The following is a 25,336-nucleotide window of genomic DNA, read 5'->3' on the forward strand; positions in this document are numbered from 1 at the left end:
GCCGGCGACGCCGCCGGCCGGAAGCCACGAGGACGCCGGATGGATCTCCACCACGTCAAGGCCTTCCTCGCCGTCGCCGAGGAGCTGCACTTCGGACGCGCCGCCGCACGCCTGCACATCGCACAGCCCCCGTTGAGCCGCACGATCCAGCAGCTGGAGCGTCACCTCGGCAGTCCGCTGTTCGACCGCACCACCCGCCGGGTGCGGCTCACGCCCCAGGGCGAGGCACTCCTGCCCGCTGCCTACGACATCGTGCACGCCTTCGACACCGCTGAACGCGTGGTGGCTCACGCCGGCGACGGAGCCGTCGGGAAGGTCGCGATCGGCTTCGCGGGCCCCTCGTCGCATCCACTGATCAGCGCGCTCGCCCAGCAGGTGCGCCAGGACCAGCCCGGTATCGAACTGGCGCTCAGCAGCACCACCTTCGGCAGCGACGCCATGAACCAACTCACCGACGGCACGCTCGACCTCGCGATCGTCCGCTGGGACTCGACACCTCCCGGGTTGCGGTCGCGGGTGGTGCGCGTCGACCACTACGTCATCGTCGTCCCCGAATCGCATCCGCTGGCCGGACGCACGTCGGTGTCGATGGAGGAACTCGCCGACGAACCGTGGGTGTTCCTCGAGGCCTCGTCGGGTTCGTCGCTGCGCGACATCGCGATCCGCAAGGCCGAGGAGGCCGGTTTCGCGCCCAAGGTCGCCCAGCACGGCCCCGACACCTGGACCCTCATGGCGCTCGTCGCGGCGGGCGTCGGCCTGACGTTCACCGTGGACACGGCGTTCCGCAACGTCATCACCACGGGCCTGTCGGTGATCCCGCTGGAGGACGGCACGGAGGAGGCCCTCGCCCGCCTCGTGTGGCGGACCGAGACGAGCCCCGCGGTCGACCGCGTGCTCGAGCTGTCCGAGATCGCCCTGCCCACGCCCGAGGGCTACGCCGGTCTCTGAGGGCGGTCACCGCAGGTAGAGCCGGACCGTGTCGATCTCCTCGCGCAGCAACCGGACCTCCTCCGTACTCGGCCGCGGGGTCTCGGCGACGTCGGACGCGAGCCGCAACGGCCAGCCCGTGGCCGCACGCACCTCGTCGACTCCGACGCCCGGGTGCACCGCCGCCAACTCCAGTTCCCCGTAGCGGTCGGGCCTGCGCAGAATGCCCAGCGGCGTGATGACCGCGGCCACCCCGAAGCCGGACGGCTGGTGGAACCCGGCCTCCTGCCGCGCCCGTACCGGACTCGGCGACGTGCAGAAGTCCACCTCGGACGGAAGCGCCTGCGGATCGTGGCGGCGCAGCACGACCACGATCTCCTCGGCACTGGCGATGATGTCGCACGCACCGCCCGATCCGGGAAGCCGCACGGTGGGCCGGTCCCAGTCGCCGATGAGTCCGGTGTTGAGGTTGCCGACCCGGTCGACCTGTGCCGCGCCGAGGAATCCGACGTCGACGTTGCCGCCCTGCAGCACGTAGCCGAACAGTGCGTCCATGCCGAGCATCGCCTCGGCGCCCGACACGAGCACCGAGTCCGCGATCCCCTCCGCCATCGCCTCCGGGTGGGCACCGACGACACCGGACTCGTACACGAGCTCGACGTCGGGATTCGTCGTCCGCCTGGCCAGATCCACCGCCAGGGTCGGCAGTCCGACCCCCGCGAAGACCCTGCGGCGTCCCGCCAGCTCCCGCGCCGCGACGGAAGCCAGGAACTCGGTGCTGTGCGGGGCGACGCCGGACAGGGTCTCGTCGCCGGTCATGCCTTCCTCCGTCCGTAGGAGACCGAACCGGACGGAGCAGGTGTCACCTGCAGTCCGGCCCAGCGCTGCCGTCCCAGCTTGGCGAGGTACTCCTCGTGCCCCGCCGTACCGTGGATCCACTCGTCGATCCAGGCCACCGCTGCCTCGCGGTCCCTGCTGATCGGCGTCCACTCCCGATAGAAGGCGCTGTCGCGGTCGTAGCAACCCTGCGCGTACGACGGATGTGCGCCGCCGGGCACCGGAACCACGGCATCTACCGCGTGTGCGGGGATGAGCGTGCGGTTCGGATCGGCGCGGACCACGTTCGTGTCGACGATCTCCTCGACCGTCACGATCACCGTCGTCGCCGCGTAGGCGGCAGGCGCCTGTGCGCCGGTGATTCCCCACAGCTGCACGTTGCCGCGGGCGTCGGCCCGCTGCGCGTGCACGATCGTCACGTCCGGATTCAACGGTGGCACGACGTACACCTTGCCCTCCCCGTACGGACTCTCCACCGCCTTGATCCGTGGGTTCAGCGCAGGAAGGTCACTGCCCACATAGGACAACAGTGGCTGGAACGGCAGACGTTTCGCGCCTGCCTCGTACCGGCAGTACATGCCGTAGTGCGAGTACTCCTCGGTTTCCAACGGCTCCGGATCGTGGTGTTCGACGCGGCGGCGGATCTCGTGCAGCGAGCCCGCCGACCCGCTGGCGAAGAACGAGGCCACCAGCCGGTCGACGCAACCGGCGATGAGGAGCTGGTCGGTGAGGATGTCCGGCGTCATCCGGCACATCGTCAGCCCACGGCGACGTTGGCGGATGATCTCGTGGCCCGCGGCGAACGGGATCAGATGCCCGAACCCCTCCAGCGCCACGGTCATCCCGTCCCGCACGTACGCTGCGACCGCGTCACGCAGCGTCGTGACCTTCGACCCGCTCACACCCGCACCTCCACATCGCCTTCCTCGGCGTCTCCGCCGGAGCCTCCTTCCGGTCCTTCCGGAGGCGGTGCGCCTACTCGTCGCGCTCCCGTCAGTCGCAGTGCTGCAACGAGCACGACCGCGACGACCAGCCCGAGCACCGACGAGACCGTCTCCGGCAGCAACAGCGCCAACCCGGCGGCGAACGTGACGACGCGCGCCCACAGCGGCAGGGCCACCTCGACGATCGGCACGTAGCCTTCGAACGCAGCACCCATCGCGAACACGCCGATGATCGCGAGTCCGACCGCCAGCAGCACCGTGCCCAGATCGTCCTGTCCGACCAGTGCCGGATTGAGCGCGAAGCAGAACGGAATCACGTACTTCACCGCACCGAGGCGCATCGCCGTGACAGCGGTGCCCATCGGAGGAGTGCGAGCGATCCCGGCCGCGGCGAACGCGGCGAGCGCCACCGGCGGTGTGATGTAGGACGCCGCTGCCCAGTAGATGACGAACAGATGGGCGGCGACCTGGTTCACGCCGAGTTCGACGAGTGCGGGCGCCATCACGATCGCGAGGAACACGTACACCGCCGACACCGTCATCCCCATGCCGAGAACGAAACACGTGACCGCACCTGCGATGAGGATCAGCAGTACGTTGTCGCCGACCGCCGCGACGAGCTCTCGCGCCAACGACAGGGACGCCCCGGACATCGAGAGCGCTCCGACGATCAGGCCGACCCCGGCGATGATGCCGACGATTTCGGCGATCGACCGTCCGGAGTCGACCACGACCGCAAGCAACCCACGCCCGCCGATGCGATGGGCCGGGCGCAGCAGCGCGATCGCGAGCAGCAGCCCCGCGGCAAGGAACGGCGCCTGCGCCTCGTCACCGCGCCACACCAACAACCCGATGAGCGCGGCCAGTGCCAGCAGATGCGGCCACCCGGTGCGCAGGATCGCACCGGCCTTCGGCAGACTCGAGCGCGGCTCGCCGCGCAGGCCCGTTCGCGCGGCGTGGGCGTCGACCTGCGTGAAGATGCCGAGGTAGTACAGCAATGCGGGTGCCGCCGCCGCGAGGGCGACCTCGGAGTACGGGATGCCGAGGAACGAGACCATCAGGAACGCAGCCGTCCCCATGATCGGCGGCGTGATCGACCCACCGGTCGCCGCGGTCGCCTCGATACCCGCCGCATAGGTGCCGCTGTAGCCCGCCCGTTTCATCGCGGGAATCGTCATCGGACCCGTCGTCAGCACATTGGACACCGCCGAGCCCGACATCATGCCCATCGACGCCGAGCTCGCGACCGCCACCTTCGCCGAACCGCCGCGCGACCGCCCGAAGACCACCCTCGCCAGACCGATGAAGAAGTCCGCACCGCCGCTGCGCTGCAGCACGACCCCGAAGACGAGAAACCCGACCAGGATCCCACCCGCCGTCTGCAACGGAAGCCCCAGGATCGAGTCCGGACCGAGCGCATGCACCGTCGCGGCGCGCTCGATCGGGAACGGAACGCCCTTCAGAAAGCCGATCGGCATGCCCGCGGCGACGAGTGGGTAGAGCGAGAACGCCCCGGCGATGACCGTGACGACCGTGCCCGCCGTTCGGCGCAGTGCCTCCAACACCAACAGCCACAGCACGAACGCTCCGACCACCGCCTGGGGCGGTGCCGCGTAGTCCCATCCCTCGAGCGAGATGTTCTCGGCGTGCACGGCGAAGTACAGGTTCGTGACAACGCACACGGCCACGAGCACGGCGTCGTACCACGGCACCGAGAACCGCGGCCGTTGATCACCCTTGCGCGCGCGGATGAACACGAAGACCTGGGAAAGGAAGCAGGCCAGCACGACGTACAGGAACGCGTTCAGCAGCAGGGTGAACCCGCCCGGGTTCCAGAAGAAGACCTGGTTCATCACGACCAGCACGCCGACCACGGTCAGCGTCACCACGAAGCCGAGCCAGAACCACTGCCACGCCGTGAGGCGTCCCGCCGTGCCCGAACCGCCGGAATCGTCGATTCCGTCCACAGTGTCTGGACGATTCGGATCCCCGGGTACGGCGGTGCCGGTTGCCCTGCCCTGGTCGTCGATCACGTCACTCATCGCCGCCCTCCCGCAGGTTCTTCGCCTTCCATTCCGCCCAGTCACGCGGGAGGCTGTCCGCGTCACGGACCTGGTTCCAGCCGCGGCGCAGGAGTTTCTCCTGCTCCAGCAGCTGACGCTGCCTGTCCGCCGCCTGCTGCGTCCATACGCCTTCGGCCTTGAGGACCTCGACCAGCGCCGGGTGGAACGGCACCTCCACGGGCGCGATCATCGCGTCCTTCAACGACCAGGAGTCGGTTGTGGACGTGGCGTTCTTGTAGGAGTCGTATGCCTCGACGATCGAGCGCGCCATCTGCCCGGCCACCGCGTCGGTGGTGTCGGCATAGGTCACGATCGGCACGGCGTACCAGAAGCCGACGTTCCGCTGCCTCACGTCCTGCCCCGGTGCGCCGCCGAACTCGCGCAACGTCACCGACGGGACGCGCTCGGCCACGGCGCGGCGCGTACGTTCGTCGTGGGGATCGAAGTCGAGCCAGCGCACCGGGGTGGTCGATTCGAGCTCGGCCAACGATGCGCCGTAGACCTGCTGGAACAGTACGTCCAGTTTGCCCGCCTTCAATGCGTCGGGCTGTTCGCCGTAACCGATGTCGACCGGGCGTACGTCGTCCCACGTCAAACCGGCCGTGGCCAGCATCGCCTCGGTCTTCAGGTTGACCGACGGGTTGGCGGTCACCCTCGGCACCCGTTTGCCCGCGAGGTCGGCCGGCCTGCGGATGCCCGAGCTCTCGCTGGCCATCCAGCTGTGCGGAGCGGTGGGTGCCCACACCACCCGGACCGGCTGCGGACCCCAGTCCTCGTCGGCGAACTCGTACTCCCCTCGGAAACCGAAGATGTACTCGTCGCCGGTGCGGGCGAACTGGGTCTGCCCGTCCTTGAGCGGAAGCATCCGGCCGATCGCCGTGTCGGAGGTGATCACCCGGAACCGGGTGCCCTCCTCGCGGGTCACCGCATCGGCGACCGCGGCGACGTCCGCGAAGGTCGCGGTGCCGGTGCCGTAGGTCGACATGGCGACCACGTCGAGCGGGGTGTTGCTGCGGGCCGGATCCTCACCCCCTGCGCAGCCGGATAGTGCGAGCAGGCAAGCGACCACCACAGCGGCCGGCATCCGACGTCGAGTGTCCATCCGTTCGTCCCATCGTTGGGCGATGCGCCAGGGACCACGGTGATGCACGGCACACGGTTCAGGCCAATACTTCTTGATCTGCCGATTGATACCCGTTCAGTGTCGATACCCGCGGCTGCGATCTCACCGGTGGCCGTAATCACCGGTGAACGTCGGCGTGGAGTGCCGAAATCGGCCGCGTGGGTCAGCTCCAGGTCGACCGGCGGTGTGCGCGCTCGATGAGTTCCAGTACCTCGACGGCGTCGGCGGGGTCGACGGGCACGTCGCCGGTGCCGTCCAGGGCCGCTGCGAGACGGGAGTAGAACTCGCGGTAGTCGCCGGGCCGGGGTTCGACCCGCCGTTCGCTGCCGCGGACGCCGACGGTCGCCCACTGGGCCTCGTCCCGCACACCGATCCCCGCGTCCGCCGGTGTGGCCCCGCCGCGAAGTGCATCCTCCTGCGGGTCGAGGCCCCAGATGGTGAACGCACCGCGGGAGCCGAGCACGTGGAAACGCGGTGCGGGCAGCGCCGCGAACGAGGACATGATCAGCCGCGACCGCGTACCACCCGCGTGCCGCAGCACGACCATGGCGTCGTCGTCGGCCGTGTCGGTGCCACGGGTGACGAGGTCGGCCCACATGTCCTCGACCGGGCCGAACAGCTGGCGGGCCTGGTCGATCAGGTGGGTGCCGAGGTCGAACAGGATGCCCCCGCCCGCGGCGACGTCGGCACTGGCCTTCCATCCCCGGCCGCCTTCGGGCCGCCACCACTCGAAGCGGGATTCGAAGGTGTGGACCTGGCCGAGCTCCCCGCCGTCGACGAGGTCGCGCAGGGTGAGGAAGTCGCCGTCCCAGCGCCGGTTCTGATAGACGGTCAGCACCCGGCCCGCTGCCCTGGCGTGCTCGACGAGGGCGCGGGCCTGCTCGCTGCTCGTCGCGAACGGCTTGTCGACGACGACGTGCAGGCCGGCATCCAGCGCCGCGGTGGCGATGTCGGCGTGGGTCTCGGGCGGGGTGCCGATGACCACGAGGTCCAGCTCGGACGCCCGCTGCCACAGCGAGGCCACGTCGGGAAGCACCGTCACGCCGGGGTAGGCCTGCTCGGCCTGGCGCGCCCGGTCCTCGTTGCCGGTCACGACGACGTCGAGGGAGTAGGCGTCGTCGTGGGCGATGAACGGTGCGTGGAACACCCGGCCTGCGAGTCCGAAGCCGACGACGGCGGTACGTACGGGCATGGCTGTCACCTCTTGGTTCGCTCGACTTGGTTCGCTCGCGGCGATCCGGGCAGGCCCATCTTCCGCCCCGCCGCCGGGGTGCGCCGATCGGGGGCGGTTGGAGATCGGCGGGCCGCGGGTGCAGAGTGGAACCGTGACCGGTTCAGTTCTCACTGCCACGGCCCTGCTCGGCGACAAGCGTGTCCACCGCATCGGATTCGGAGCCATGCAGCTGGCGGGACCCGACGTGTTCGGACCACCGTCCGACCCGGAGGCCGCGGCGGCCGTGCTGCGGCGCGCGGTCGAGCGTGGGGTCGACCACATCGACACCGCACAGTTCTACGGCCCCGACGTCGTCAACGAGCTGATCAGTTCGACGCTGCACCCTTACCCGGACGGGCTGCGCCTGGTGACGAAGGTCGGCGCGGTGCGCGACGAGGTCGGCGCCTGGCTGCCGAGCGGCGAGCCCGCCGACCTCAAACGGCAGGTGGAGCAGAACCTGCGCTCGCTGCGCGTCGAACGCATGGACCTGGTCAACCTGCGCCGGTTCGAACGGGACGCACCCGACATGCCGCAACCGCCGCTGGCCGACCAGCTCGGCGCGCTGGCGGAGTTGCGCGACGAGGGCAAGCTCGACCTGATCGGGCTGTCGAACGTCGGTGAGGACAGCGTGCGGGCGGGCATCGACCAGGGCGGCCGGGGCATTGCCTGCGTGCAGAACGCCTACAGCGTGCTCGACCGCACCGACGAGGCGATCGTGCAGCTGTGCCGCGACCACGACGTCGCGTTCGTCCCGTACTTCCCGCTCGGCTCCGCGTGGGGCGGCAGGGAGAGGCTGGCGGCGAGTACCGACATCGCCGCCGTCGCCGACAAGCACGGCGCGACCGTGGCGCAGATCGCGCTGGCCTGGCTGCTCGCCCGGTACGACCGCATGCTGCTCATCCCCGGCACGTCCTCGCTCGACCACCTCGAGGAGAACCTCGCCGTGGAACGGATCACGCTCGACGCCGACGATCTGACCGTGCTCGACGCCATCGGCTGACCTCCCGGGGAAGCCGGCTGCGGGGTCAGGCGTGGTCCGCAACGGTTCGGCGCTCAGGACTCGGCGGCGTCGAACCGCTCGCGGGCCCGCTCCACCTCGGGAAGATGCGTGGCGCTCCACGAGAGCAGCGCGTCGATGAGGTCCTGCAGGGTCTTGCCGAGGCGTGCGATCCGGTACTCGACACCGACCGGACGCGTGCTCACGACGACGCGTTCGACCATCCCGTTGCGTTCCAGCCTGCGCAGCGTCGTCGTCAACGACTTCTGCGTCAGGCCGGGAATCGCCTTGCGCAACTCGTTGAACCGGCGCGGACGCTCACACAGCCGGTCCAGCACCTCCAGCGACCACTTGTCGAGCACCTGCCCGAGCAGTTCGCGATGTTCGGGGCCGAGCCTGGCCTGGTCCGCGGTTTCCTTCATGACACCTGGTCTCGTTGAAGTTCCTTTTGGATACAAGGTAGACGTTGGATACCTGGTTCGGCAACGAATCGAACCGGACTTCCCATCGGAAGGGATTCGGCCGCGATCCCCCTCGGCTCGCGCGATTCCCGCTCGACGAAAGGCGTCTCCCATGACCGTGCAGACCTTCAGCCCCGAGGGCATGTTCCAGCCCGTGCCCTACCACCACGTGTCGGTCGCGACCGGCAACAGGCACATCCACGTCGCGGGCCAGATCGCCCGGGACGGCGACGGAAACCCCGTGGCCACGGGAGATCTGACCAGCCAGGTCGCCCACGCGCTGCGGAACACCGCGCGCGGGCTCGCGGGCGCGGGTGCGAGCTTCGACGACGTCGTCCGCCTGCGGTTCTTCGCCGTGGACTGGTCACCGGAGAAGATGGAGCCGCTGCTCGCCGGAATCGAGAAGGTGGCGGCGGAACTGGGCATCCCGCAGCCGTGGCCGCCGGTGTCCCTGATCGGCGTCGACTACCTGTTCGAGCCCGACGTGCTCGTCGAGGTGGAGGCGTACGCGATCACCGACTGACCGCGATCGGCGCTGACGATCGGACCTTCCGGGCGACGCGGGCCACGTCGGCCACGTCCCCGGAAGGCCGGTGGGCTACGGAGCGCCCGTGGGCTGAAGCGGTTGCGACCGTCCTGTTCGGACCGCGCGCAACAGCACGGCCGCCTGGAGCGCCGCCACCACCAGCAACACTCCGCCGACGACGGCACTGACCCGCATGCCCTCGACGAACGCCTCCCGCGCGGTGTCCAGCAGCGCCTGCGCCTCGGCCCGCGGCAGCGACGCCGCGGTCGCCACGGCCCCGCCCAGCGTCTCGCGCGCCGCGGCGCCGGCACCGGCGGGGACCCCCGCGTGATAGATCGACATCGCGACACTGCCCAGTACCGCGGTCCCCAGCGCTCCGCCGAGCTCGAAACCCGTCTCCGAGACCGCGGCAGCCGAGCCCGCGCGCTCGGGCGGCGCCGTTGAGACGATCAGGTCGTTGGTCAGCACCTCCGACAGCGGCACACCGAAACCGACGAGCACCAGCGCGGCGACCACCACGGCCGCCCCGGTGCCGGCACCCCACAGTGCGACGGCCGCGAAACCGAACGCCGCCAGCAGCAGACCCGCGCCGATCAACCAGGACACGGCGATCCGGCGCGCCAGCCACGTCACGATCAGCGACCCCGCGACGCTCGCCACCGCCGCAGGCAGCATCCACAGCGCCGCGACCAACGGCGACATGCCCACGACTAGCTGCAGGTACTGCGGCAACAGCAGCATCAGTCCCGTCATGGCGAACACCCCGAGCATGTTCGTCCCGATGGACACGCTGAAGGCTCGCCTGCGGAACAACTCCAGGTCGATCATGGGATCGGCCAGGCTCCGCTGTCTGCGCACGAACAGCACCCCGAACGCCGCCCCACCCGCGAACGCGCCCACCGCCGCGATCCCGACGCCGTGCTTGGCGACGTCCTTCACCGCGTAGACCACCGGCAGTACCGCCGCCAGTGACAACACCGCCGACCACGCGTCGAACCGGCCGGGCGCCGGATCGCGTGCCTCCGGCAACAGGAACGGCCCCGCGGCGAGCAGCACGGCCAGTACCGGCACGTTGATGAGGAACACCGAGCCCCACCAAAAGTGCTCGAGCAGCACGCCGCCGACGACCGGCCCGAGGGCCATACCGCCGGAGAAGCCTGATCCCCACACGGCGATGGCGAGTCTGCGCTGGCCCGGTTCGAGGAACATCGTGCGGATGAGCGACAGCGTCGAGGGCATCAACGTCGCCCCGCCGACCCCGAGCAGCACCCTCGCCGCGATGAGCATCGCCGGGCTCGTGGCGAACGCGGCCAGCACCGAGGCGGCACCGAACAACGCCGCACCACCCAGCAGCAGCCTGCGCCTGCCGATGCGGTCGCCGACCGACCCCATCAGCACCAGCAGGCCGGCCAGGACGAACGAGTAGATGTCGACGATCCACAGCTGCTCCGCGCCCGTCGGGGCGAGGTCCTCGCTCAGATAGGGCAGTGCGAAACCGAGCACCGTCATGTCCACGCTGATCAGCAACACCGGCAGCACCAGTACCCCGAGCGCGATCCACTCGCGCCGTCCCGCCCTGTTCACGACTCCTCCGCTTTCTAAACCGTCCAGCCGGTACAGTTTCAAACTAAACCGTCCGGACGGTTTAGTCAAAGCGGTATAGTCGCCGGGCATGGGACGACCATCCGCACGCGAGCAGGTCCTCGACGCCTACGAGGACCTGCTGATCGAGAAGGGCCTGGCCGCCGTCACGCTCGACGCAGTCGCGGCACGGGCCGACGTGTCGAAGGGCGGCCTGCTCTACCACTTCAGATCGAAGGAGGCCCTGCTCGACGGCCTCCTCGAGCGACTCCTCGAGCGCACCCGCGCGGACATGGAGCACGCCCGGCGCGCGCCGGAGGGCATGCTGCGCTATCTGCTGACCTCCTCGGTCACCGACGCCGACATGACCAAACCGGCCCACCGCACGTCGGTGGCCACGCTGCGACTCCTGGGCAGCGAACCGAAGGCCGACGAGGCGCTCGCCACGTCGTTTCGCATGTGGACGGACCTGGCCCACGAGTACGTCGACGATCCGCTGTCGGCCGAACTCGTCGGCCTGATCAGCGACGGCCTCTATCTCCGCGCGACCCTCATGGGCCGCGACATGCAGACACCGGTCCTCGACGAGCTGCCCGACGTCCTCCGGCGACTCGGCATTGACGAGAGCGGCGCTCGCCGGACCCGCGGGTCCGGCGAGCGCCGCTGACTCACTCGGTCTCGTCCTCCGAACGCGGCGACCACCCCGCGACGTCCGGATCGTCGTCGGCCGGTGGTTCCGGATCGCGTGGTTCGTCCGTCCTCGAAGGACGGTTGCCCCGCATCGCACCGTCGAGTTCGTGTTCGAGCTCGTCGTCGACCCACGGTGCGTGCTGATCGCTCTCGCGTTTCATCTGTGTCCTCCTCACGCCGGCTCGCGCGGCTCCCGGGCGGGGTCCTTCGCGACGGCGTCAGTACCGCAGCAGCGCACCGGCGCCGCCGGACAGTCCGGCACCGTCGACCACGAGCACGTCGGCCCCCGCAGCCACGGCCGCAGCGGACAGGGCCTCGTCGGCGCGGCATTCGACCGTGTTCTGTTCCGACAGCCCGTCGCTGCCGTCGGCGACCCGCAGCACGTCCTCGCCCCGCAACACCGTCGTGTCACCGAGCTCGGTGGGATCGAGCAGGAGCGTGGCGACCCGCCCGTCCCGCAGGGCGGAGGTCACCTGCCGCAGTCCCGCTGCGGCCTCGCCCTCGGCCACGTCACCGTCCCTGCCCTCGGCGGCGCGGAACCGGCGGACCACGTCGTCGCGGTCCTCGGCCTGGGTTCGGGCGACGAGGTCGTCGAGCCACGTGTCGTACTCGTCCCATGACGGCTGCCCCTCGCTCGGGCCCGCGCCGAGCTCCACCGCAATCTCGGCGCACCGGGGCGAGAGTTCCTCGCGCAGTGCCGACCGGGTCTGGGCCTCACCGCCGATGGCCAGCAGTCGTGCGCTGACCTTCTGCACCAGCAGATCGGCCTCCTCGGCCATCTCCCTCGCGTTGCGCTTGACCGATTCCTCGGCGTACTGCTGGATCCGCCGATGCGACCATCCGCCGCCGCGCGGCTTGTGTACGTGATAGTCCTCGCCGCTGACGTCCTCGGCCGCGACGGCCACACCCCTGCGGTCGACGGCCTTGATCCGCGCCTCGGTCCGGTCGGCCACCACGGCCACGTACGGAATCGGCCGGTCCTCGGCCGCCAGCAAGGGAAGCAGATACGGCACGTCCGACCAACGGGCCACGGTCTGCGACGGCGGCGACGGCAGCCACTCGTTGACGAGCAGGTCACCACCCGCCGCGACCAGCGCCCTTCCCGCCGATCCGACGGGTGGTTCCTGCTCCTCGACGGCGCGTGCCATCGCGTCCAGTGTGGATTCGTCGGCGCCCTGCTCGGCGAGCTGCTCCCGCACCGACCGCCACTGCAACCGGATGCGGTCCGCGGCGTCGGCGGTGTCGTGCGAGGAGTCGAAGTAGGCGCACGCGAACGGGCCGTCGGCGGCCAGTACGTCCTGCAGTTCGTTCCTGCGCATCGTGCCTCCCGGCGTCGTCACGGCGATCACTCCGGCGGACGCGGCGTCCGGATGGCGTCGGCCACCGATCCGCCTGCCTTGTCGGCCTCCTCACCGCGCTCGGTGTCGAGCCCGCGCGGCAGGTCCGGCTCCTGCTCGGGAGGAGGCGGGACCGGGGTGTCCGGCTGCTCCTCGGCGAGACGTTCGTCGAGGGGCTCGCCCTCCCGCTGCTCGGCGGGCGTGGTCCCCCAGCGGTCGACACCGGACCACCGTTCGGGCGGATCGATCCCGCCCTCCAGCGGATCCTGTTGCAGTCGGTCCTCGTCCAGGTCCTCCGCACTGCCCAGCGCGGCCGGATCCTGCTCGGCACTGTCGGGTGCGCCCGTGTCCTGGGGCGGGGTCACCGCCTCGAACTCGTCCTGCTGCATCAGGCGCTCCTTTCCTGGCCGGTGCGACAATGTCCCCCAGCGGTTGCCCGGCCGACCCACCGGTAAACGCGTTGCCCACGTCACGGCCCACTTCCGGGTGCCTGCGGACCACTCGACACACCGCCCGCCTGCGGCGTTTTCCCACCTGCTCACCGGGGCATCCGACCGGCATGTCGGACACCGAACCCATGCGCTCCGAAGGTCCCGCCGTCACCGTGCACGGACGCGGAGGTGAGCGGCGGGTACTCGTGCTCGACCCGGCTGGAGCGAGCAAGCACGACGAACTGCCCGCCACCTGGAGACCGCTGACCGAGCGGACCGAGGTCATCTGGGTGCGGCTTCCGGCCAGTGGCGACGTCGACTGCGACCGGTTCCTGTCCGCGCCCGAATCGGCATGCCCGCGCACGGATGTCGTCACCTCGGGCCCCTACGGCGAGTTCGCGATCGACCTCGCCCGGCGGCATCCGTCCGCCGTGCGCTCGGTGCTGCTCGTCGACCCGGCGGCCGACAGCGCGACCGACTCGGATCACGCCGCGCAGGCCGACGAGGTGTGGTTCCGCAGGCACGGCACCGAGATCGCCGAAGCCAGGGAGGCCGGTATCACCGTCGACGTGGTGGCCCACAGCACCGACGACGACCAGGACCGCGTGCCGCCGCCACTGCCGCTGGGCCACCCGCGCGTCGTCGACAGTGTCCGGCGCGCGCTCGACCACCTGCCGGGCGTTCGCACCGTGTGAGCATGCTCCGCGACGTCGACGGACGCTGCCCCGGGCACGTGCGACGGCCCCGTAATTGCCGACGCAGTTATAGCCAACGTCCTAGTAGCCAACGGTCTAACAGCCAACGTAGTAATGGCGGACGTGACAGCTGAGGTAAAAGCCGAGGTAGTGGCCAAGGTAAATGCCACCGCGTTTCGCAACGCCGCACCGCGCTCGCCGAGGTGTTCGGCTTCGTCATAACCGACACAGTCGCCTGCACCGGGGCCCGGCGCGCTGCGCCGGGCCCCCATGCATGGCAGGAGGAGAGGTCAGGACAAGCGCTTCCTGAGCAGATCCTTGCCCTGTTCGGCACCCTTGCGACTTTCCTCCTGCGCCTTGCGGAAGAACTCGGCGAGTTCGTTGTCGCCGTCCCGCTCGGCGTCACCGATATAGGTCTCCAGCCGCAGCGCGTTGCTCAGACACGCCTCGACGAACCAGATGATGTTGTAGTTCTTGTCCTTCGTACCGGTCACGTGACCGGTCTCGGGCGTCGTCATCTGCGCTCCTTTCCTACTGCTACGGATTCTGCGGACCCGTTCGCGTGCCGCCGCGCGCTCGGCTCAGCGGTTCGTCCAGTCACGAACGGCGTCCCGGATCCGGTCGAACACGGCAAGCGGCGGGCCGGCGAGCATGTTCGCCGGTACCGACTCGCCGACCCCCGGATGGGGCTTGGTCGGCGCGACGTCCTCGGCCACGGTGAGCGCACCGCGCATGCTGCGTAGCTGGGCGGGGTCCAGGCGCTGACGGAGAACCTGGAACTCGTGGCTCTCCTCCTGTTCGGCGTGCCTGGTCACCGCCTCGGCCAGCGTGATGATGCGCACGTCGAACTCCGGGTGGTCCACACCTATGTCGTGGAGCTCGACGAGTTCGTGTTTCGCGTCGTGCTCCTCGCCGAGCCGGTCGTCGACGATCCTCGCTCCGTTGTCAATGGCCTTGCGCGCCACCGGATGCACGACCTCCTCCTCTGCTACCTCGTGCACCGCGAGAAGCCGGACCAGATCGTCGAACCCGCGCCGTTTGGCGTCGCCAGAGGCGCTGCGCACCTGCATCAGCAGTTCCTTGATCTGCCGATGCTGCTCCAACCGGACGTCCACCACGTCCCCCTGTAGCTGAGTCATGGCCGCTGCCTCACCTTCGGCTCGTGGTCGCTTTCCCTCCTCGGGTTCCCGCCGAGGCCGTGAAGTAACGACTCGATCGCCCGCCGCCGGGAATCGGGCAGCACCGGGTCATGGTCGGACGCCGGCGATCCGGCACGCTCCAAAGGAGCGACCCAACGCAGTCACGGACACTGTGGACGGTCTTGGATCGCACCCGGTAAGGAACGTCGAACGGCTGGGGCGGGTCACCGGCCAGGGGCGACCACGTCCCGCACGCGGTACCGCGACATCGCCACGATCAGTCCGATCAGTGCGGTCGCGAGGTGCAACACGTTGTCGGCCCACGAGATCGGGAAGACGTGGTCCATGTCGACGCGGTCGGTGACGATCGCCGCGGGCACTCCGTAGGCCAGCAACGCGGTGAAGCCGACGGTGAGCACCGAGCCGAGAGCCGTGGCCGATGCCCGCGGGTGCAGTGCGGTCAGGCACAGCAGACCGACGGCCGTACGCACCACGTCCAGCAGCAGGCCCGAGCTGAAGATCAGCACCCGCCCGGGGCCGCTGGCCAGCCCCGCCACACCGAGCGCGAGGTAACACACGCCGACGACGCAGAGCAGCGCCCGCGCCCGCCGTTCGTTGTGTGCGTGACTCTTGTGCCACGCCGTGTGCTTGCCCGACATGTCCGAGGTGTTCCCGCGGTCGCATCGGCCAAACGCCGCCGCGAGCTGCCGTCGGTTCGCACGCCGATGCACCGGGTATCTCGAACGACATGACCACACCCGAGCAACAACCGGCACCGGAGGAGCTCGGTGAGCAGTACGCAGGCGGGCCCCCGTCGACCATGGTCGACCGGGGCCCGCCTGTCAGTCGTGCGTCAGCAGTGCGTCAGTCCGACGCCGACGACCACGCCCTCGACAGCTTGACCTTGCCACCGGTCTGCAGCAACGAACCCGTGTAGATCCGGGTCGCGATCGACGTGATCACCACGATCGTCACCGCGGCGATGCCCAACGCCACGAACGGCTCCCACAGCTGGGCCTCGCCCGTGAACATGCGCACCGGCATGGCCAGGGCCGCCGTGAACGGGATGTACGACATGACCGTCATCGCGGTTTCGTTGTCCTGCAGGAAGATGATCGCCATGTACGGACCGAACACGAGCATCATCACCAGGCCCATGGTCGAGCCCAGGTCCTCCTGACGGCTCACCAGCGATCCGGCGACCGCCCACATCGACGACAGCAGCACGAAGCCGAAGACCAGGAACGGCACGAACCAGCCGAGCGCGGGCAGGATCACCGTGAGCAGCTCGTCGTTGCCGCCCGCCTGCAGTGCCACCGGCGCCACGATCGCGAGTACGACGACCTGCCCCAGCGTGAGCAACGTGTGCCCGACGATCTTGCCTGCCAGCAGTGCCTTCACCGGCAGGGTCGACACGAGGATCTCCACGACCCGCGTCTGCTTCTCGGTGACGGTGCTCTGCGCGATCGCGGTGCCGCCCATCGCGAACATCATGAACACCAGGGCGAACACCATGATGACGAGCTGTTTCTCGCCGTCCCCGACGTCGCCGGGATCGAGCACGTCCACCGGTGGCGGCGAGCCGAGCATGGCCATGAGGTCACTCGGCGGCGACTCGAGCGCCACGACCCGCAGCCCCGTCTGCGACTGCCCGGTCGTGTCCGGCACGACGGCCGCCTCGACCTCCTCGCTGCGCACGAGATCCCTGGCCTGCGCGACGTCGCCGGCCTGGCGCACGTCGAAGTCGGCGGCCTCCAGGGTCTGCGACACCTGCGGTCCCACGGCCGCGACCTTCGTCTCGCCCCCGCCGAAGACGCTCGGCAGGATCGACGCGGCGAAGATGCCGACCACGATCGCACCGAGTCCGATCCAGAATCCCTTGGTCTGCAGGAAGGACTTGATCTCGCGTTCGGCGACCAGCCAGGTCGCCTGCATGAACGACACCCCGCCCGTGTCCTGGCCCTTCTCGGAGGAACGCACCTGCACCTCGGTCATCAGATGGCCTCCTTGAAGATCTCGTTGAGCGTCGGCACGATCGGCGTGAACGCGCGGACCTCACCGCGGCTCATCGCCTCCTTGAGCACGCGCTGGTCCAACGGCTCGTCGCCCCCACGGAATCCGTCCGCACCCGTCGGCTCGATGATCGCGCGCGGACCCTCCATTGTGGTCACGCGGACTCCGGGCATGTCGCGCAGCCAACCGGCGTCGGACCCGACGACGACCTCGTAGCGCGGCGTTCCGTACCGCCTGCGCAGTTCGTCCTTGCCGCCGCTGGCCTTGATCGCCCCGCCGGAGATGATCACCAGGTCGTCGCACAGCTGCTCCACGACGCTCAGCTGGTGACTCGAGAACAGCACCGGCACGCCGTCGGCGGCACGCTGGCGGAGCACGCGCAGCACCGTGTCGACCGCGATGGGATCGAGCCCCGAGAACGGTTCGTCCAGGATGAGCAGTTCCGGATCGTGCACGAGCGCCGCCGCGACCTGCGCACGCTGCTGGTTGCCGAGCGAGAGCGCCTCGAGCTTGTCGTTCGCCCGCTCGATGAGGTCCAGTTCCTCCAGCAGCCGCTCGGTGTTGCTCGCGGCCTTCGCCGACGACAGGCCGTGCAACCTTCCCAGCCACGCGATCTGGTCGGCGACCTTCATCTTCGGATAGAGCCCGCGCTCCTCCGGCATGTATCCGAACCGCTGGCGCACCGCCTGCGTGACCGGCTCACCGTTCCACGTCACGGTGCCCGAATCCGACTTCAGAACCCCCAGCATGATGCGCATCGTGGTGGTCTTGCCGGCCCCGTTGGCCCCCAGGAACCCGGTCATCCGCCCGGGTTCGACGTCGAACGACACGCCGTCGAGCACACGGTGATCGCCGAAGCTCCGGCTGATGTCATTCACCTTCAACATGCCGACGACCCTAGAGTCCTGCGGGCCCGTGCGCGTCCGGCCCGGGATGTATCCGGCGGGTCATCCTGCGGGACGATCAGGCCATGCCGGGAGCGACGATGCCGTTCTCGTAGGCGAACACCACGGCGTGCGTGCGGTCGCGCAACCCCAGCTTCGCCAGGACCCGCGACACGTGCGTCTTCACCGTCGCCTCGCTGACCACGAGCCTGCGCGCGATCTCCCCGTTGCTCGCACCCCGGCCGAGCATGACCAGCACCTCGTACTCGCGTTCGGTGAGCTCGTCGGGCCGGTGCTGCGGCACAGGAGCGGCCGCGGGCTCGGCGAACCGGGCGATGACCCGGCGCGTCACCTCGGGCGAGAGCAACGCATCGCCCCGCGCGACGACCCGCACCGACTCCACGAGGTCCTCCGGCGCGGCGTTCTTCAGCAGGAATCCACTCGCCCCGGCCTGGAGCGCCTCGAACAGGTAGTCCTCACGATCGAACGTGGTGAGGATGACGATCCTCGGAACGCCGCCGGCGCCGTTCTCCGGGGTGCCGTTCTCCGGGGTGCTGTTCGGGGGGCTGCCGTTCTCGGCGAGGATCCGGCGCGTGGCCTCGAGCCCGTCGATGCCCGGCATCTGCACGTCCATCAGCACGACGTCCGGACGCAGCTCCCCCACCATGCGCACCGCTTCGAGGCCGTCCCCCGCCTCGCCGACCACCTCGACGTCCGGCTCCGCCCCGAGGATGACCCGGAACCCCGCACGCACCAACGCCTGATCGTCGGCGAGCACCACCCGCAGGCTCATCGAACCTCCTCGCTCTCCGCGCCGGCCGCGACGTCGACGGGCTCCTGGGGACGCGTCACGGCCCGCAACCCCAGCGGCAGGCTCGCGCGCACCCGGTAGCCGCGCCCCTCGTCCCGCCTGCCGAACTCAACGTGCCCCCCATGCACGGCGACCCGCTCGCGGATCCCGACCTGTCCCAGACCACTGCCGCCCGAACCGCCGCGGCCGTATCCGTCGTCGACGATCTCGACCTCGAGCGCCGTCGCCAGGAACCGTACCCGCACGTCCACGGTCTGCGCTCCCGAATGCTTGACGACGTTGGTGAGCGCTTCCTGCACCACGCGGTACACGGTGAGCGCGAGTGCGTCCGGAACCGGCCTCGGTTCGCCGTAGACGCCGTAGTGCGCGACGATCCCCGACGAGTCCATTCTGGACACGAGTTCGGGAAGGTCGTCCAGTCCGGGTGATGCGGCGTGATCGCCGATCTCGTCGGAGGCGCGTGTGTCGATCTCCGCGTCGGACCGCAGCACGCCCAGCAGGCCGCGCAGTTCGCCGATCGCGGTGCGCGCGGTCTCCTCCACCGTCTGCAGCGCCTCGCCCGCGAGCACCGGGTCGCGATCGAGCACGCGGCGCGCCGCTCCGGCCTGAATGCCCATCACGGACACGCTGTGCGCCACGACGTCGTGCAGGTCCCGCGCGATGCGGACCCGTTCGGCGACGACGGCTCCCCGCAGGTTCTCCTGCTGCGAGCAGCGCAGTTGCGCGTTGCGTTCCTCGAGTTCGTGCCGTCTGCGCGCCGTCTCCCACGCCATGTTCCCGAAGAAGTACGCCGAACCGAAGAAGGCGATGTTGATGACGAAGCTGTGCAGCACCGCCGCCATCACGGGGTCCAGCGGACCCGCCGGGCGGAGGTATCCGGACGGTTGACCCGCCGCCTCCAGCGTCGACACCAGTAACCACACGAACATCGCGATGATCACGCCGACCCGCGACCACCGCGCCGCGCGCCGGTTCTGTTCCCACGCACCGACGCTGTAGCAGGCGAGGAACACGCACAACGACGGCACGGTGTTGTCCCCGATCTGCCGCGCCTGGGCCGCGATGAACAGCGCACCGACGACCACCAGCACCGCGACCGGGAACCGCCTGCGCGCGACCAGCGGCAGGCACAGTGCCGTGCCCCACGCGAGTTGCTCGGCGATCGACGGCGCCGTGCCGAACGCCAGCAGGCCCATGCTGTTCACCAGCACGATCAACAGCACCATGCCGCCGAGGACGGCGACCATGGTCACCACGTCGGACCTCTGGATTCCCGGCTCCGGCCGAGGTCGACGCCAGTCGCTCCACGCCGTCCCTCTGCGTAACGAGGCCGCTGTGAGTCCACCGGTTCCGGATGCCATGCCGGCTACGTTATCCGCCGTCCGGTTCCGTGGGCTCGGTATGCGCTCACCGGCGCCTGCGTGTCCACACCGCGCGACCGAACGACCACACAGTGTCGATCAGGAATACCAGGGTCCAGATGCGATCGGCGTTGACCAGCCAGTGGCCGCTCGCGTTCCAGTACCACTCGGCCCCGTGGGGTCCGCCGAGCACCGTCTCCACCGGCCAGCTGTACCCGGCGACCCCGAGGACGATCTGCGCCCCGACGTACACGGCCGCGTGCACCGCCCACGCCCGCAACGGCGACGACCCGGCCCCTGGGCGAGCAGCGCGAGCAGCACCGCCGGCCGGCTCCGGCTCCGGCTCCGGCTCCGGCTCCGGCTCCGGCTCCGGCTCCGGCTCCGGCTCCGGCTCCGGACGAGGTTGCGTCGGCGGGGCCGGCCGGTCGGTGACCCCGACTGCCCGCAGGGCGATACGCATCAGCACCGAGGCGGCGAGCAGCACTCCGGCGGCGACGGCACACGCGAGCTGCCAGCCACCGTCCCGGTCGTAGAGCACGCCGGCGCCCACGGCTCCGGCGGTCGCGCCCAGCAGCACGGCGCTCTCGTACACGGCCATGCCGCGGCCGAGGCTGACTCCCGCGGCCTCCGCGACCGCGGCCTGTTCCACGGGGATCGCCGCCGCGAACGCCGCGGCGGCGAGGATCCACGCGCCCGCGATCACCCACGGATTGGGCGCGAACGCGAGCGTGCCCGCGAACATCGCGCTGCACACGAGCGCGACCGTGACGACCCTCGTGCGGCCCAGCCTGGTCACGAGGCCGTGCAGGTACTCCGGCACGGTGCTGTAGACGATGAATCCCGGCAGGAACACCGCGGCGATCGTGCCGATGTCGAGGCCGTGCCCGCGTTGCAGGTGCAGCATCAGCAGCAGGGACACGCCGGTCTCGGCCACGGCCGTCAGCGCGACGACACCGAGCAACGGCCACAGACGTCTGCCCAGGACGCCGAACGCGGGCGCGGTGGGCGAGGGCCGAACGGGGCCGCCTGAACCGACGAGCACGACGGCCGCGCCGACCGATGCGGCCGCGCCGAGCCAGAACACGCCCGCGTAGTCGATCTGTGCCAGCACGGTGAGCGCGACGACGAACGCGATCCAGGTGCCGGTTCCCTCGGCGGCGAACAGGCGCGCGAACGCGCTCGAGTCGTCGTCGAGCCCTTCGGCCACGCGCGCCCGCAACGCCACCCAGAACAGCGCACCACCGGCACCGCCGATCACCGCGGCGACCGTCGCACCCGCCTGTCCGCCCGCGAGTGCGTAGCCGGCGAACGACACGGCATACAGCACACCGCCCGCCGCGGCGACACGGCCGCGGTCGAACCGGTCCGCCAGTACGCCCGCCACCGGGCGGACCACGAGCGAGATCAGCGTCTCGGTCGCCGTCAGCAGCCCGATCGCCGTCGGCGACAGGCCCAGTACGGCGCCCGCCCACAGCGGAAGTACGAAGTCGAGGACCTCGACCGGGCCGCGGGCCAGTGCCGCGGCCAGTTCGTCGGCGCGGGTGCGCCCGGTGCGTTTCACCGGTCGTTGTGCTGTCGAACGTGTCACTCTCCACCCCCAGGTTTTTCGGATACGATCGTATCCGAAAACTGTCATGGGAGGCGAGTCCGTGCCGAAAGTGGTGGATCGGAACGCGCGGCGGTACGACATCGCGGACGCGACGCTGCGGTTGGCCGCGCGAGAGGGACTGGAGGCGGTGAGCATCCGGTCCGTGGCCGCGGAGGCGGGCATGTCCGCGGGAGCCGTGCAGAAGTACTTCGCCACGAAGGACGAGTTGTTGCTCTGCGCGCTGGACCTGTCCGACGAGCGCCTGGTGCAGCGCTGGCGGGAGTTGCCCGGCGACGCGCCGCTCACCGACTATCTGCGCGAGGCGCTGCCGCTCGACGAACGCACCCGCGAGGAGAATGCCCTCCTCTGGTCGTTCACTGCGCGCGCGGCGTACCGGCCCGAGTGGGCCCGTCGCATCGCCGCGAGCTACCGGGAACTGCACGACATGTTGGTCGCGGCCCTCGGCGGGACCGCTGGGGAATCCGCAGAGACGTCCGAGGGCAGGTCCGTCGACGATCTCGCGCACGCGATCATCGCTCTGACCGACGGGTTCGCCCATCGGATGATGCAGCACTCGCCCGACGATCCGGAGGTGGAGGGACTGTTGCGGGCACTCGAGCACGCCGTGACCGTGCTGCTCACGACCGACCCCCTTTTGCCGTCGGGCCCGCAGGGGCAGACTGGACCCGTAACTACTGAGCAGTAGATAACGGGAGGGCCAACGGTGACGCTCGCGAAACAGGCCGTCCGCTGGGGAGTCACGCACGCGATTCCGCGCACGGCGTTGCGCGCCGCCGCCCGCAAGGGTGACCTGCAGGCGCGGTTGTTCATCGAGTCGGCGCAGATCCCGACGTTGGGCCTGACCGGGTTGTTCGACGAGATCCACGGCAGGGAGCCGGTGGTCCGTGGGCAGTACTCGTATCTGGTGTCACGGCATCCGATCGTGCGGGAGGTGCTGACCTCGCAGGATGTGCGTGCCGGGGTCGATCGGGTCGACGGCGTGTTCGGCACGTTGGGCCGGTGGGCCGCGTCGGATCATCTGCATCCGATCGAGCCGCCGTCGTTGTTGGCGACGGAACCTCCGGATCACACGCGGTACCGCAAGTTGGTCACGCGGGTGTTCACGGCGCGTGCGGTGGAGCGTTTGCGGGAGCGCACCGAGGAGATCGCGGCCGAGTTGCTCGACCGGATGGCCGAGCGGGCCGACCGCGGGGAGCCGGTCGATCTGGTCGAGTCGTACTGCAGTTTGTTGCCGGTGACGGTGATCGCGGAGATCCTCGGCGTCCCGTCGCACGAGCGCGACACGGTATTGCGGCTGGGCACGGCTGCCGCGCCGAGTTTGGACATGGGGATGCCGTGGCGGCAGTTCCGGGAGACGGATTCCGCGCTGCAGGAGTTCGACGAGTGGCTCGGTGGGCATCTGGCGGCGTTGCGGGCCGAGCCGGGTGACAATCTGCTGAGTCAGCTCGTGGCGGCGCGCGAGGACGGCGTCGGCTTGGACGACAAGGAGTTGCGCGCGACCGCGGGCCTGGTGTTGGCGGCCGGTTTCGAGACGACGGTGAATCTGCTCGGCAACGGCGTGGCGTTGTTGCGGGACCATCCGGAACAGTTGGACAAGGTGCGCCAGGACGCGTCGCTGTGGCCGGGGGCCGTCGACGAGATGCTGCGGGTCGACCCGCCGGTGTTGTTGACGGGCCGCACCGTCGTGCGGGACACCGAGTTCGCCGGCACGCCCGTGCGCGCCGGTTCGGTGGTGACGACGTTGCTGGCGGGCGCCAACCGGGATCCCGCGGTGTTCGACGATCCACACACGTTCGACGTGACCAGGCCGAACTCGCGGGAGCACATCTCGTTCTCGTCGGGCAGGCACTACTGTCTCGGTGCGGCGTTGGCCCGCATGGAGGGCGAGGTCGGCCTCCGCGCGCTGTTCGATCGCTTCCCGGATCTGACGTTGCTGCCCGGCGCGCAGCATCGGCCGACACGGATCCTGCGCGGATACGAGCGGTTGCCGGCCCGGCTGAGCTGAGATTCCGCCGGTTTGGGGCGCAGGTTCGGGGTGTGCCGGTTTCGGGTGTGCGTGTGCGCGGGTGGTTGTCCGGGTCAGAACGGTGGTGGTTCGTTCGGGTCTGGCCGGCTGCGTGCGGCGGTTGATGTGGAGTTGGGTGTGAGGATGGGTGTGCGTCGGCCGGTGTAGGTCGCCCCGGTGGGTGTGGTGATCGCCGTGGTGCCGCGGGCGGGGTTGTGTCGGGCGGTCCATCCGGGTGCGTTCTTGAGGCGGTGGTGGCGTCGGCAGCGTGGCGCGGTGTTGGCCACTGAGGTGGGTCCGTGGTGGGCGGCCCATTCGGCTTGGTGGTCGATGTCGCAGTGACGAGCCGGCCGGTGGCACCAGGGGACAGTGCACTCACGGTCGCGTACCCGAACGAGCTCGCGCATGGCCGCCGAGGGTCGGCGACGCGTGCGGCCAAGATCGACCGGATCACCCGTAGCGGGGTCGCAGAGCACGGTGCGCAGGGTGCTGTGCGGGTTGGTCATGATCTCCCGGGCCACGGGCGCGGGGATGGGTCCGTAGCCGTCGAGTTCGCATCCGGCATCGGACATGGTCAGGGCGGCATCGACCGGCAGGTGTACATACACCAGCGCCGCGGCCTCGGGCACGGTCACGCCGGGGTCGTTGCCGAGGAGTAGGTCGGCGGTGACGTCGGCGCGGAGTTGATCCAGGGTGCGGGTCTCTCCGTGGCGGCGCAGTCTGCGAGCCATGGCATCGACCCGGGCGTAGCAGGCGGATGCGACTTCGGACCGCAGATCCACGGTGAGTCGCGATTGGGCGTGTTCGCCGTGCTGCAACTCCACCCGACGCCCCGCGTTGGCCTGCCGAGCCCGGGCAGCGTGCCCACCCGGGTCGACCTGCTCGACCAGCCGAGCCACACACCGGGCCATGTTGACCGGTTGCCATGTCGACACCGCAGCATCGGCGAGCTTGTCGGCCAGCAGCGCATCCACCTGTCGCGCATGCTCGTCGGACAGCGGCGCGGTTACTTGCAGCACCCGTCGGGCCCCGTACCCGTCCATCAGCCCGGCCCGCATTGCGGCAAGCACACCGGGCATCCGCCGTCTCAGATCCACAGCAACCTGAATCCGCGTCTCCACCTCACGGGCCGACAGCCGCAACTCCGGCGCGAGCGCCTCAGCCAACCCGCGCCGCCCGGCAGGCCCGGTGTCCACGGAAGCAAGAAACTCCACCTCCGCGGCATCCACCTGAGCCCGCCGCACACGAACCGCTTGCGCCGCAGCAACGATATCCCCAGACCCTGTCACGCAAAGAACACTACCGAACATGGAGGCGAAACACCATGACACGATAGTGGACGGCCTGAATGCGGAGTGTCATCCCGCCGACCTGGTCAGCCGGCGAGGCGAAATCCCCGAGAACAGCCCCACTACCCGCACCCATGCCAAGAAACAAACGCCGCACCAACCACACAACCCACATCACCAGCAAACGGATACCTGCACGCAGACCCACGCAACAAAACAGCGCAAGGAACGAAACACCTACCCGACGAGGCGGATACCCCAACGCGGCCGCCCCTGCTAAACCCGCAACACAATCCCCGGAAACTCAACACAAGCCCCGGAATTCACCACACACACCCCCAAAAACCACAACACACGCCCCTGAATCCGCAACACGGGCCCCCGAATCCGCAGCACCGGC

At 69.8% G+C, this 25,336-nt stretch carries 26 protein-coding genes; 7 read left to right on the plus strand and 19 right to left on the minus strand.

Translation table 11 applies throughout. From position 1 onward, the window contains the following. The first annotated feature begins 39 nt into the window (after window positions 1–39). Window positions 40–948: a LysR family transcriptional regulator gene (locus tag IF64_RS0116485; protein WP_030533019.1), complete on the plus strand. Its 909-nt coding sequence runs from the start codon at window positions 40–42 to the stop codon at window positions 946–948. Between the two features lie 6 nt (window positions 949–954). Here IF64_RS0116485 and IF64_RS0116490 read toward each other — a convergent pair whose 3' ends face one another. The 5 genes from IF64_RS0116490 to IF64_RS0116510 form a co-directional block, all read right to left on the minus strand. Next, on the minus strand, window positions 955–1,746 hold the full coding sequence (locus IF64_RS0116490; RefSeq protein WP_030533020.1) for a CoA-transferase subunit beta: 792 nt from the start codon (window positions 1,744–1,746) through the stop codon (window positions 955–957). Then, window positions 1,743–2,666 carry a CoA transferase subunit A gene (locus IF64_RS0116495; protein WP_030533021.1) on the minus strand — a complete coding sequence of 308 codons (924 nt, stop codon included), beginning with the start codon at window positions 2,664–2,666 and terminating at the stop codon, window positions 1,743–1,745. The genes IF64_RS0116490 and IF64_RS0116495 overlap by 4 nt, the downstream gene beginning before the upstream one ends. Further along, on the minus strand, window positions 2,663–4,750 hold the full coding sequence (locus IF64_RS0116500; RefSeq protein ID WP_051757918.1) for a TRAP transporter permease: 2,088 nt from the start codon (window positions 4,748–4,750) through the stop codon (window positions 2,663–2,665). Before IF64_RS0116500 ends, IF64_RS0116495 begins: the two co-directional genes overlap by 4 nt. Continuing rightward, the gene (locus tag IF64_RS0116505) at window positions 4,743–5,855 is read right to left on the minus strand and encodes a TAXI family TRAP transporter solute-binding subunit (protein WP_051757919.1); all 1,113 of its coding nucleotides are present in this window, start codon (window positions 5,853–5,855) and stop codon (window positions 4,743–4,745) included. Before IF64_RS0116505 ends, IF64_RS0116500 begins: the two co-directional genes overlap by 8 nt. A 202-nt stretch (window positions 5,856–6,057) precedes the next feature. Beyond that, a complete protein-coding gene (locus IF64_RS0116510) occupies window positions 6,058–7,086 on the minus strand; it encodes a Gfo/Idh/MocA family protein (RefSeq protein WP_030533024.1) in 1,029 nt (342 codons plus the stop codon). Window positions 7,087–7,219: 133 nt separating this feature from the next. Here IF64_RS0116510 and IF64_RS0116515 point away from each other — a divergent pair, with 133 nt between their 5' ends. Further along, a complete protein-coding gene (locus IF64_RS0116515) occupies window positions 7,220–8,107 on the plus strand; it encodes an aldo/keto reductase (protein WP_246134757.1) in 888 nt (295 codons plus the stop codon). Between the two features lie 53 nt (window positions 8,108–8,160). Here the strand turns inward: IF64_RS0116515 and IF64_RS0116520 are convergent, their stop codons facing one another. Beyond that, window positions 8,161–8,526 (minus strand): winged helix-turn-helix transcriptional regulator, encoded by a 366-nt coding sequence (locus IF64_RS0116520; RefSeq protein ID WP_030533026.1) that lies wholly within the window; start codon window positions 8,524–8,526, stop codon window positions 8,161–8,163. A 151-nt stretch (window positions 8,527–8,677) separates the two neighbouring features. Between IF64_RS0116520 and IF64_RS0116525 the strand changes: the two genes are divergently transcribed. Next, window positions 8,678–9,088, plus strand: a complete 411-nt coding sequence (locus IF64_RS0116525; protein WP_030533027.1) for a RidA family protein — start codon at window positions 8,678–8,680, stop codon at window positions 9,086–9,088. Between the two features lie 75 nt (window positions 9,089–9,163). Here IF64_RS0116525 and IF64_RS0116530 read toward each other — a convergent pair whose 3' ends face one another. Further along, a complete protein-coding gene (locus IF64_RS0116530) occupies window positions 9,164–10,702 on the minus strand; it encodes an MFS transporter (RefSeq protein ID WP_428829428.1) in 1,539 nt (512 codons plus the stop codon). Window positions 10,703–10,763: 61 nt separating this feature from the next. On the opposite strand from IF64_RS0116530, the gene IF64_RS0116535 reads away from it, so the two are divergent. Next, window positions 10,764–11,339, plus strand: a complete 576-nt coding sequence (locus tag IF64_RS0116535; RefSeq protein WP_030533029.1) for a TetR/AcrR family transcriptional regulator — start codon at window positions 10,764–10,766, stop codon at window positions 11,337–11,339. Window position 11,340: 1 nt separating this feature from the next. Here IF64_RS0116535 and IF64_RS0116540 read toward each other — a convergent pair whose 3' ends face one another. Genes IF64_RS0116540 through IF64_RS0116550 form a run of 3 tightly spaced genes read right to left on the minus strand, consistent with a single transcriptional unit; the run spans window position 11,341 to window position 13,088 of the window. Next, entirely contained in the window at window positions 11,341–11,523 is a 183-nt protein-coding gene (locus IF64_RS0116540; protein WP_030533030.1) for a hypothetical protein, read from the minus strand. A gap of 57 nt (window positions 11,524–11,580) precedes the next feature. Continuing rightward, a complete protein-coding gene (locus IF64_RS0116545; RefSeq protein ID WP_145600416.1) occupies window positions 11,581–12,702 on the minus strand; it encodes an Rv2629 family ribosome hibernation factor in 1,122 nt (373 codons plus the stop codon). Between the two features lie 5 nt (window positions 12,703–12,707). Then, window positions 12,708–13,088, minus strand: coding sequence for a hypothetical protein (locus IF64_RS0116550; RefSeq protein ID WP_030533032.1), 381 nt, complete (start codon window positions 13,086–13,088; stop codon window positions 12,708–12,710). Window positions 13,089–13,258: 170 nt separating this feature from the next. On the opposite strand from IF64_RS0116550, the gene IF64_RS0116555 reads away from it, so the two are divergent. Then, window positions 13,259–13,825 (plus strand): hypothetical protein, encoded by a 567-nt coding sequence (locus IF64_RS0116555; protein WP_030533033.1) that lies wholly within the window; start codon window positions 13,259–13,261, stop codon window positions 13,823–13,825. Window positions 13,826–14,115: 290 nt separating this feature from the next. On the opposite strand, the gene IF64_RS0116560 is transcribed toward IF64_RS0116555, so the two are convergent. The 8 genes from IF64_RS0116560 to IF64_RS0116595 all read right to left on the minus strand — a co-directional run bounded on the left by IF64_RS0116560 (window position 14,116) and on the right by IF64_RS0116595 (window position 21,621). Further along, a complete protein-coding gene (locus IF64_RS0116560; RefSeq protein WP_030533034.1) occupies window positions 14,116–14,343 on the minus strand; it encodes a hypothetical protein in 228 nt (75 codons plus the stop codon). A gap of 63 nt (window positions 14,344–14,406) precedes the next feature. After that, complete coding sequence (locus tag IF64_RS0116565; RefSeq protein WP_030533035.1) at window positions 14,407–14,964, minus strand: hemerythrin domain-containing protein; 558 nt, start codon at window positions 14,962–14,964, stop codon at window positions 14,407–14,409. Between the two features lie 224 nt (window positions 14,965–15,188). Then, window positions 15,189–15,623: a DUF4383 domain-containing protein gene (locus IF64_RS0116570; RefSeq protein ID WP_051757921.1), complete on the minus strand. Its 435-nt coding sequence runs from the start codon at window positions 15,621–15,623 to the stop codon at window positions 15,189–15,191. 205 nt (window positions 15,624–15,828) lie between these two features. Beyond that, window positions 15,829–16,959, minus strand: coding sequence for an ABC transporter permease (locus IF64_RS0116575; protein ID WP_030533037.1), 1,131 nt, complete (start codon window positions 16,957–16,959; stop codon window positions 15,829–15,831). Further along, on the minus strand, window positions 16,959–17,864 hold the full coding sequence (locus IF64_RS0116580) for an ABC transporter ATP-binding protein (protein ID WP_030533038.1): 906 nt from the start codon (window positions 17,862–17,864) through the stop codon (window positions 16,959–16,961). Before IF64_RS0116580 ends, IF64_RS0116575 begins: the two co-directional genes overlap by 1 nt. Before the next feature lie 76 nt (window positions 17,865–17,940). Then, window positions 17,941–18,654, minus strand: a complete 714-nt coding sequence (locus tag IF64_RS0116585; protein WP_030533039.1) for a response regulator — start codon at window positions 18,652–18,654, stop codon at window positions 17,941–17,943. Beyond that, complete coding sequence (locus IF64_RS0116590; RefSeq protein WP_246134901.1) at window positions 18,651–19,919, minus strand: sensor histidine kinase; 1,269 nt, start codon at window positions 19,917–19,919, stop codon at window positions 18,651–18,653. The genes IF64_RS0116585 and IF64_RS0116590 overlap by 4 nt, the downstream gene beginning before the upstream one ends. A 160-nt stretch (window positions 19,920–20,079) precedes the next feature. Further along, window positions 20,080–21,621, minus strand: a complete 1,542-nt coding sequence (locus IF64_RS0116595; RefSeq protein ID WP_246134758.1) for an MFS transporter — start codon at window positions 21,619–21,621, stop codon at window positions 20,080–20,082. A 61-nt stretch (window positions 21,622–21,682) separates the two neighbouring features. Here IF64_RS0116595 and IF64_RS0116600 point away from each other — a divergent pair, with 61 nt between their 5' ends. After that, window positions 21,683–22,327, plus strand: a complete 645-nt coding sequence (locus tag IF64_RS0116600) for a TetR/AcrR family transcriptional regulator (RefSeq protein WP_048807361.1) — start codon at window positions 21,683–21,685, stop codon at window positions 22,325–22,327. Window positions 22,328–22,345: 18 nt separating this feature from the next. Next, window positions 22,346–23,647 carry a cytochrome P450 gene (locus IF64_RS0116605; RefSeq protein WP_030533043.1) on the plus strand — a complete coding sequence of 434 codons (1,302 nt, stop codon included), beginning with the start codon at window positions 22,346–22,348 and terminating at the stop codon, window positions 23,645–23,647. A 74-nt stretch (window positions 23,648–23,721) separates the two neighbouring features. Here IF64_RS0116605 and IF64_RS26670 read toward each other — a convergent pair whose 3' ends face one another. Beyond that, window positions 23,722–24,957, minus strand: a complete 1,236-nt coding sequence (locus IF64_RS26670; RefSeq protein ID WP_084705912.1) for an HNH endonuclease signature motif containing protein — start codon at window positions 24,955–24,957, stop codon at window positions 23,722–23,724. Window positions 24,958–25,336: the final 379 nt, after the last annotated feature.

The organism is Prauserella rugosa (assembly GCF_000719975.1).
GTDB lineage: Bacteria > Actinomycetota > Actinomycetes > Mycobacteriales > Pseudonocardiaceae > Prauserella > Prauserella rugosa.

What these genes read in the sequence shown, in the direction of transcription:
- IF64_RS0116535 (WP_030533029.1), top strand. Translation starts at nt 10,764, where the DNA reads ATGGGACGACCATCCGCACGCGAGCAGGTCCTCGACGCCTACGAGGAC.
- IF64_RS0116505 (WP_051757919.1), bottom strand. Translation starts at nt 5,855, where the DNA reads ATGCCGGCCGCTGTGGTGGTCGCTTGCCTGCTCGCACTATCCGGCTGC.
- IF64_RS26670 (WP_084705912.1), bottom strand. Translation starts at nt 24,957, where the DNA reads ATGTTCGGTAGTGTTCTTTGCGTGACAGGGTCTGGGGATATCGTTGCT.
- IF64_RS0116590 (WP_246134901.1), bottom strand. Translation starts at nt 19,919, where the DNA reads ATGGTCGCCGTCCTCGGCGGCATGGTGCTGTTGATCGTGCTGGTGAAC.
- IF64_RS0116555 (WP_030533033.1), top strand. Translation starts at nt 13,259, where the DNA reads ATGTCGGACACCGAACCCATGCGCTCCGAAGGTCCCGCCGTCACCGTG.
- IF64_RS0116485 (WP_030533019.1), top strand. Translation starts at nt 40, where the DNA reads ATGGATCTCCACCACGTCAAGGCCTTCCTCGCCGTCGCCGAGGAGCTG.
- IF64_RS0116575 (WP_030533037.1), bottom strand. Translation starts at nt 16,959, where the DNA reads ATGACCGAGGTGCAGGTGCGTTCCTCCGAGAAGGGCCAGGACACGGGC.
- IF64_RS0116585 (WP_030533039.1), bottom strand. Translation starts at nt 18,654, where the DNA reads ATGAGCCTGCGGGTGGTGCTCGCCGACGATCAGGCGTTGGTGCGTGCG.
- IF64_RS0116520 (WP_030533026.1), bottom strand. Translation starts at nt 8,526, where the DNA reads ATGAAGGAAACCGCGGACCAGGCCAGGCTCGGCCCCGAACATCGCGAA.
- IF64_RS0116580 (WP_030533038.1), bottom strand. Translation starts at nt 17,864, where the DNA reads ATGTTGAAGGTGAATGACATCAGCCGGAGCTTCGGCGATCACCGTGTG.
- IF64_RS0116570 (WP_051757921.1), bottom strand. Translation starts at nt 15,623, where the DNA reads ATGTCGGGCAAGCACACGGCGTGGCACAAGAGTCACGCACACAACGAA.
- IF64_RS0116550 (WP_030533032.1), bottom strand. Translation starts at nt 13,088, where the DNA reads ATGCAGCAGGACGAGTTCGAGGCGGTGACCCCGCCCCAGGACACGGGC.
- IF64_RS0116560 (WP_030533034.1), bottom strand. Translation starts at nt 14,343, where the DNA reads ATGACGACGCCCGAGACCGGTCACGTGACCGGTACGAAGGACAAGAAC.
- IF64_RS0116565 (WP_030533035.1), bottom strand. Translation starts at nt 14,964, where the DNA reads ATGACTCAGCTACAGGGGGACGTGGTGGACGTCCGGTTGGAGCAGCAT.
- IF64_RS0116540 (WP_030533030.1), bottom strand. Translation starts at nt 11,523, where the DNA reads ATGAAACGCGAGAGCGATCAGCACGCACCGTGGGTCGACGACGAGCTC.
- IF64_RS0116500 (WP_051757918.1), bottom strand. Translation starts at nt 4,750, where the DNA reads ATGAGTGACGTGATCGACGACCAGGGCAGGGCAACCGGCACCGCCGTA.
- IF64_RS0116510 (WP_030533024.1), bottom strand. Translation starts at nt 7,086, where the DNA reads ATGCCCGTACGTACCGCCGTCGTCGGCTTCGGACTCGCAGGCCGGGTG.
- IF64_RS0116525 (WP_030533027.1), top strand. Translation starts at nt 8,678, where the DNA reads ATGACCGTGCAGACCTTCAGCCCCGAGGGCATGTTCCAGCCCGTGCCC.
- IF64_RS0116490 (WP_030533020.1), bottom strand. Translation starts at nt 1,746, where the DNA reads ATGACCGGCGACGAGACCCTGTCCGGCGTCGCCCCGCACAGCACCGAG.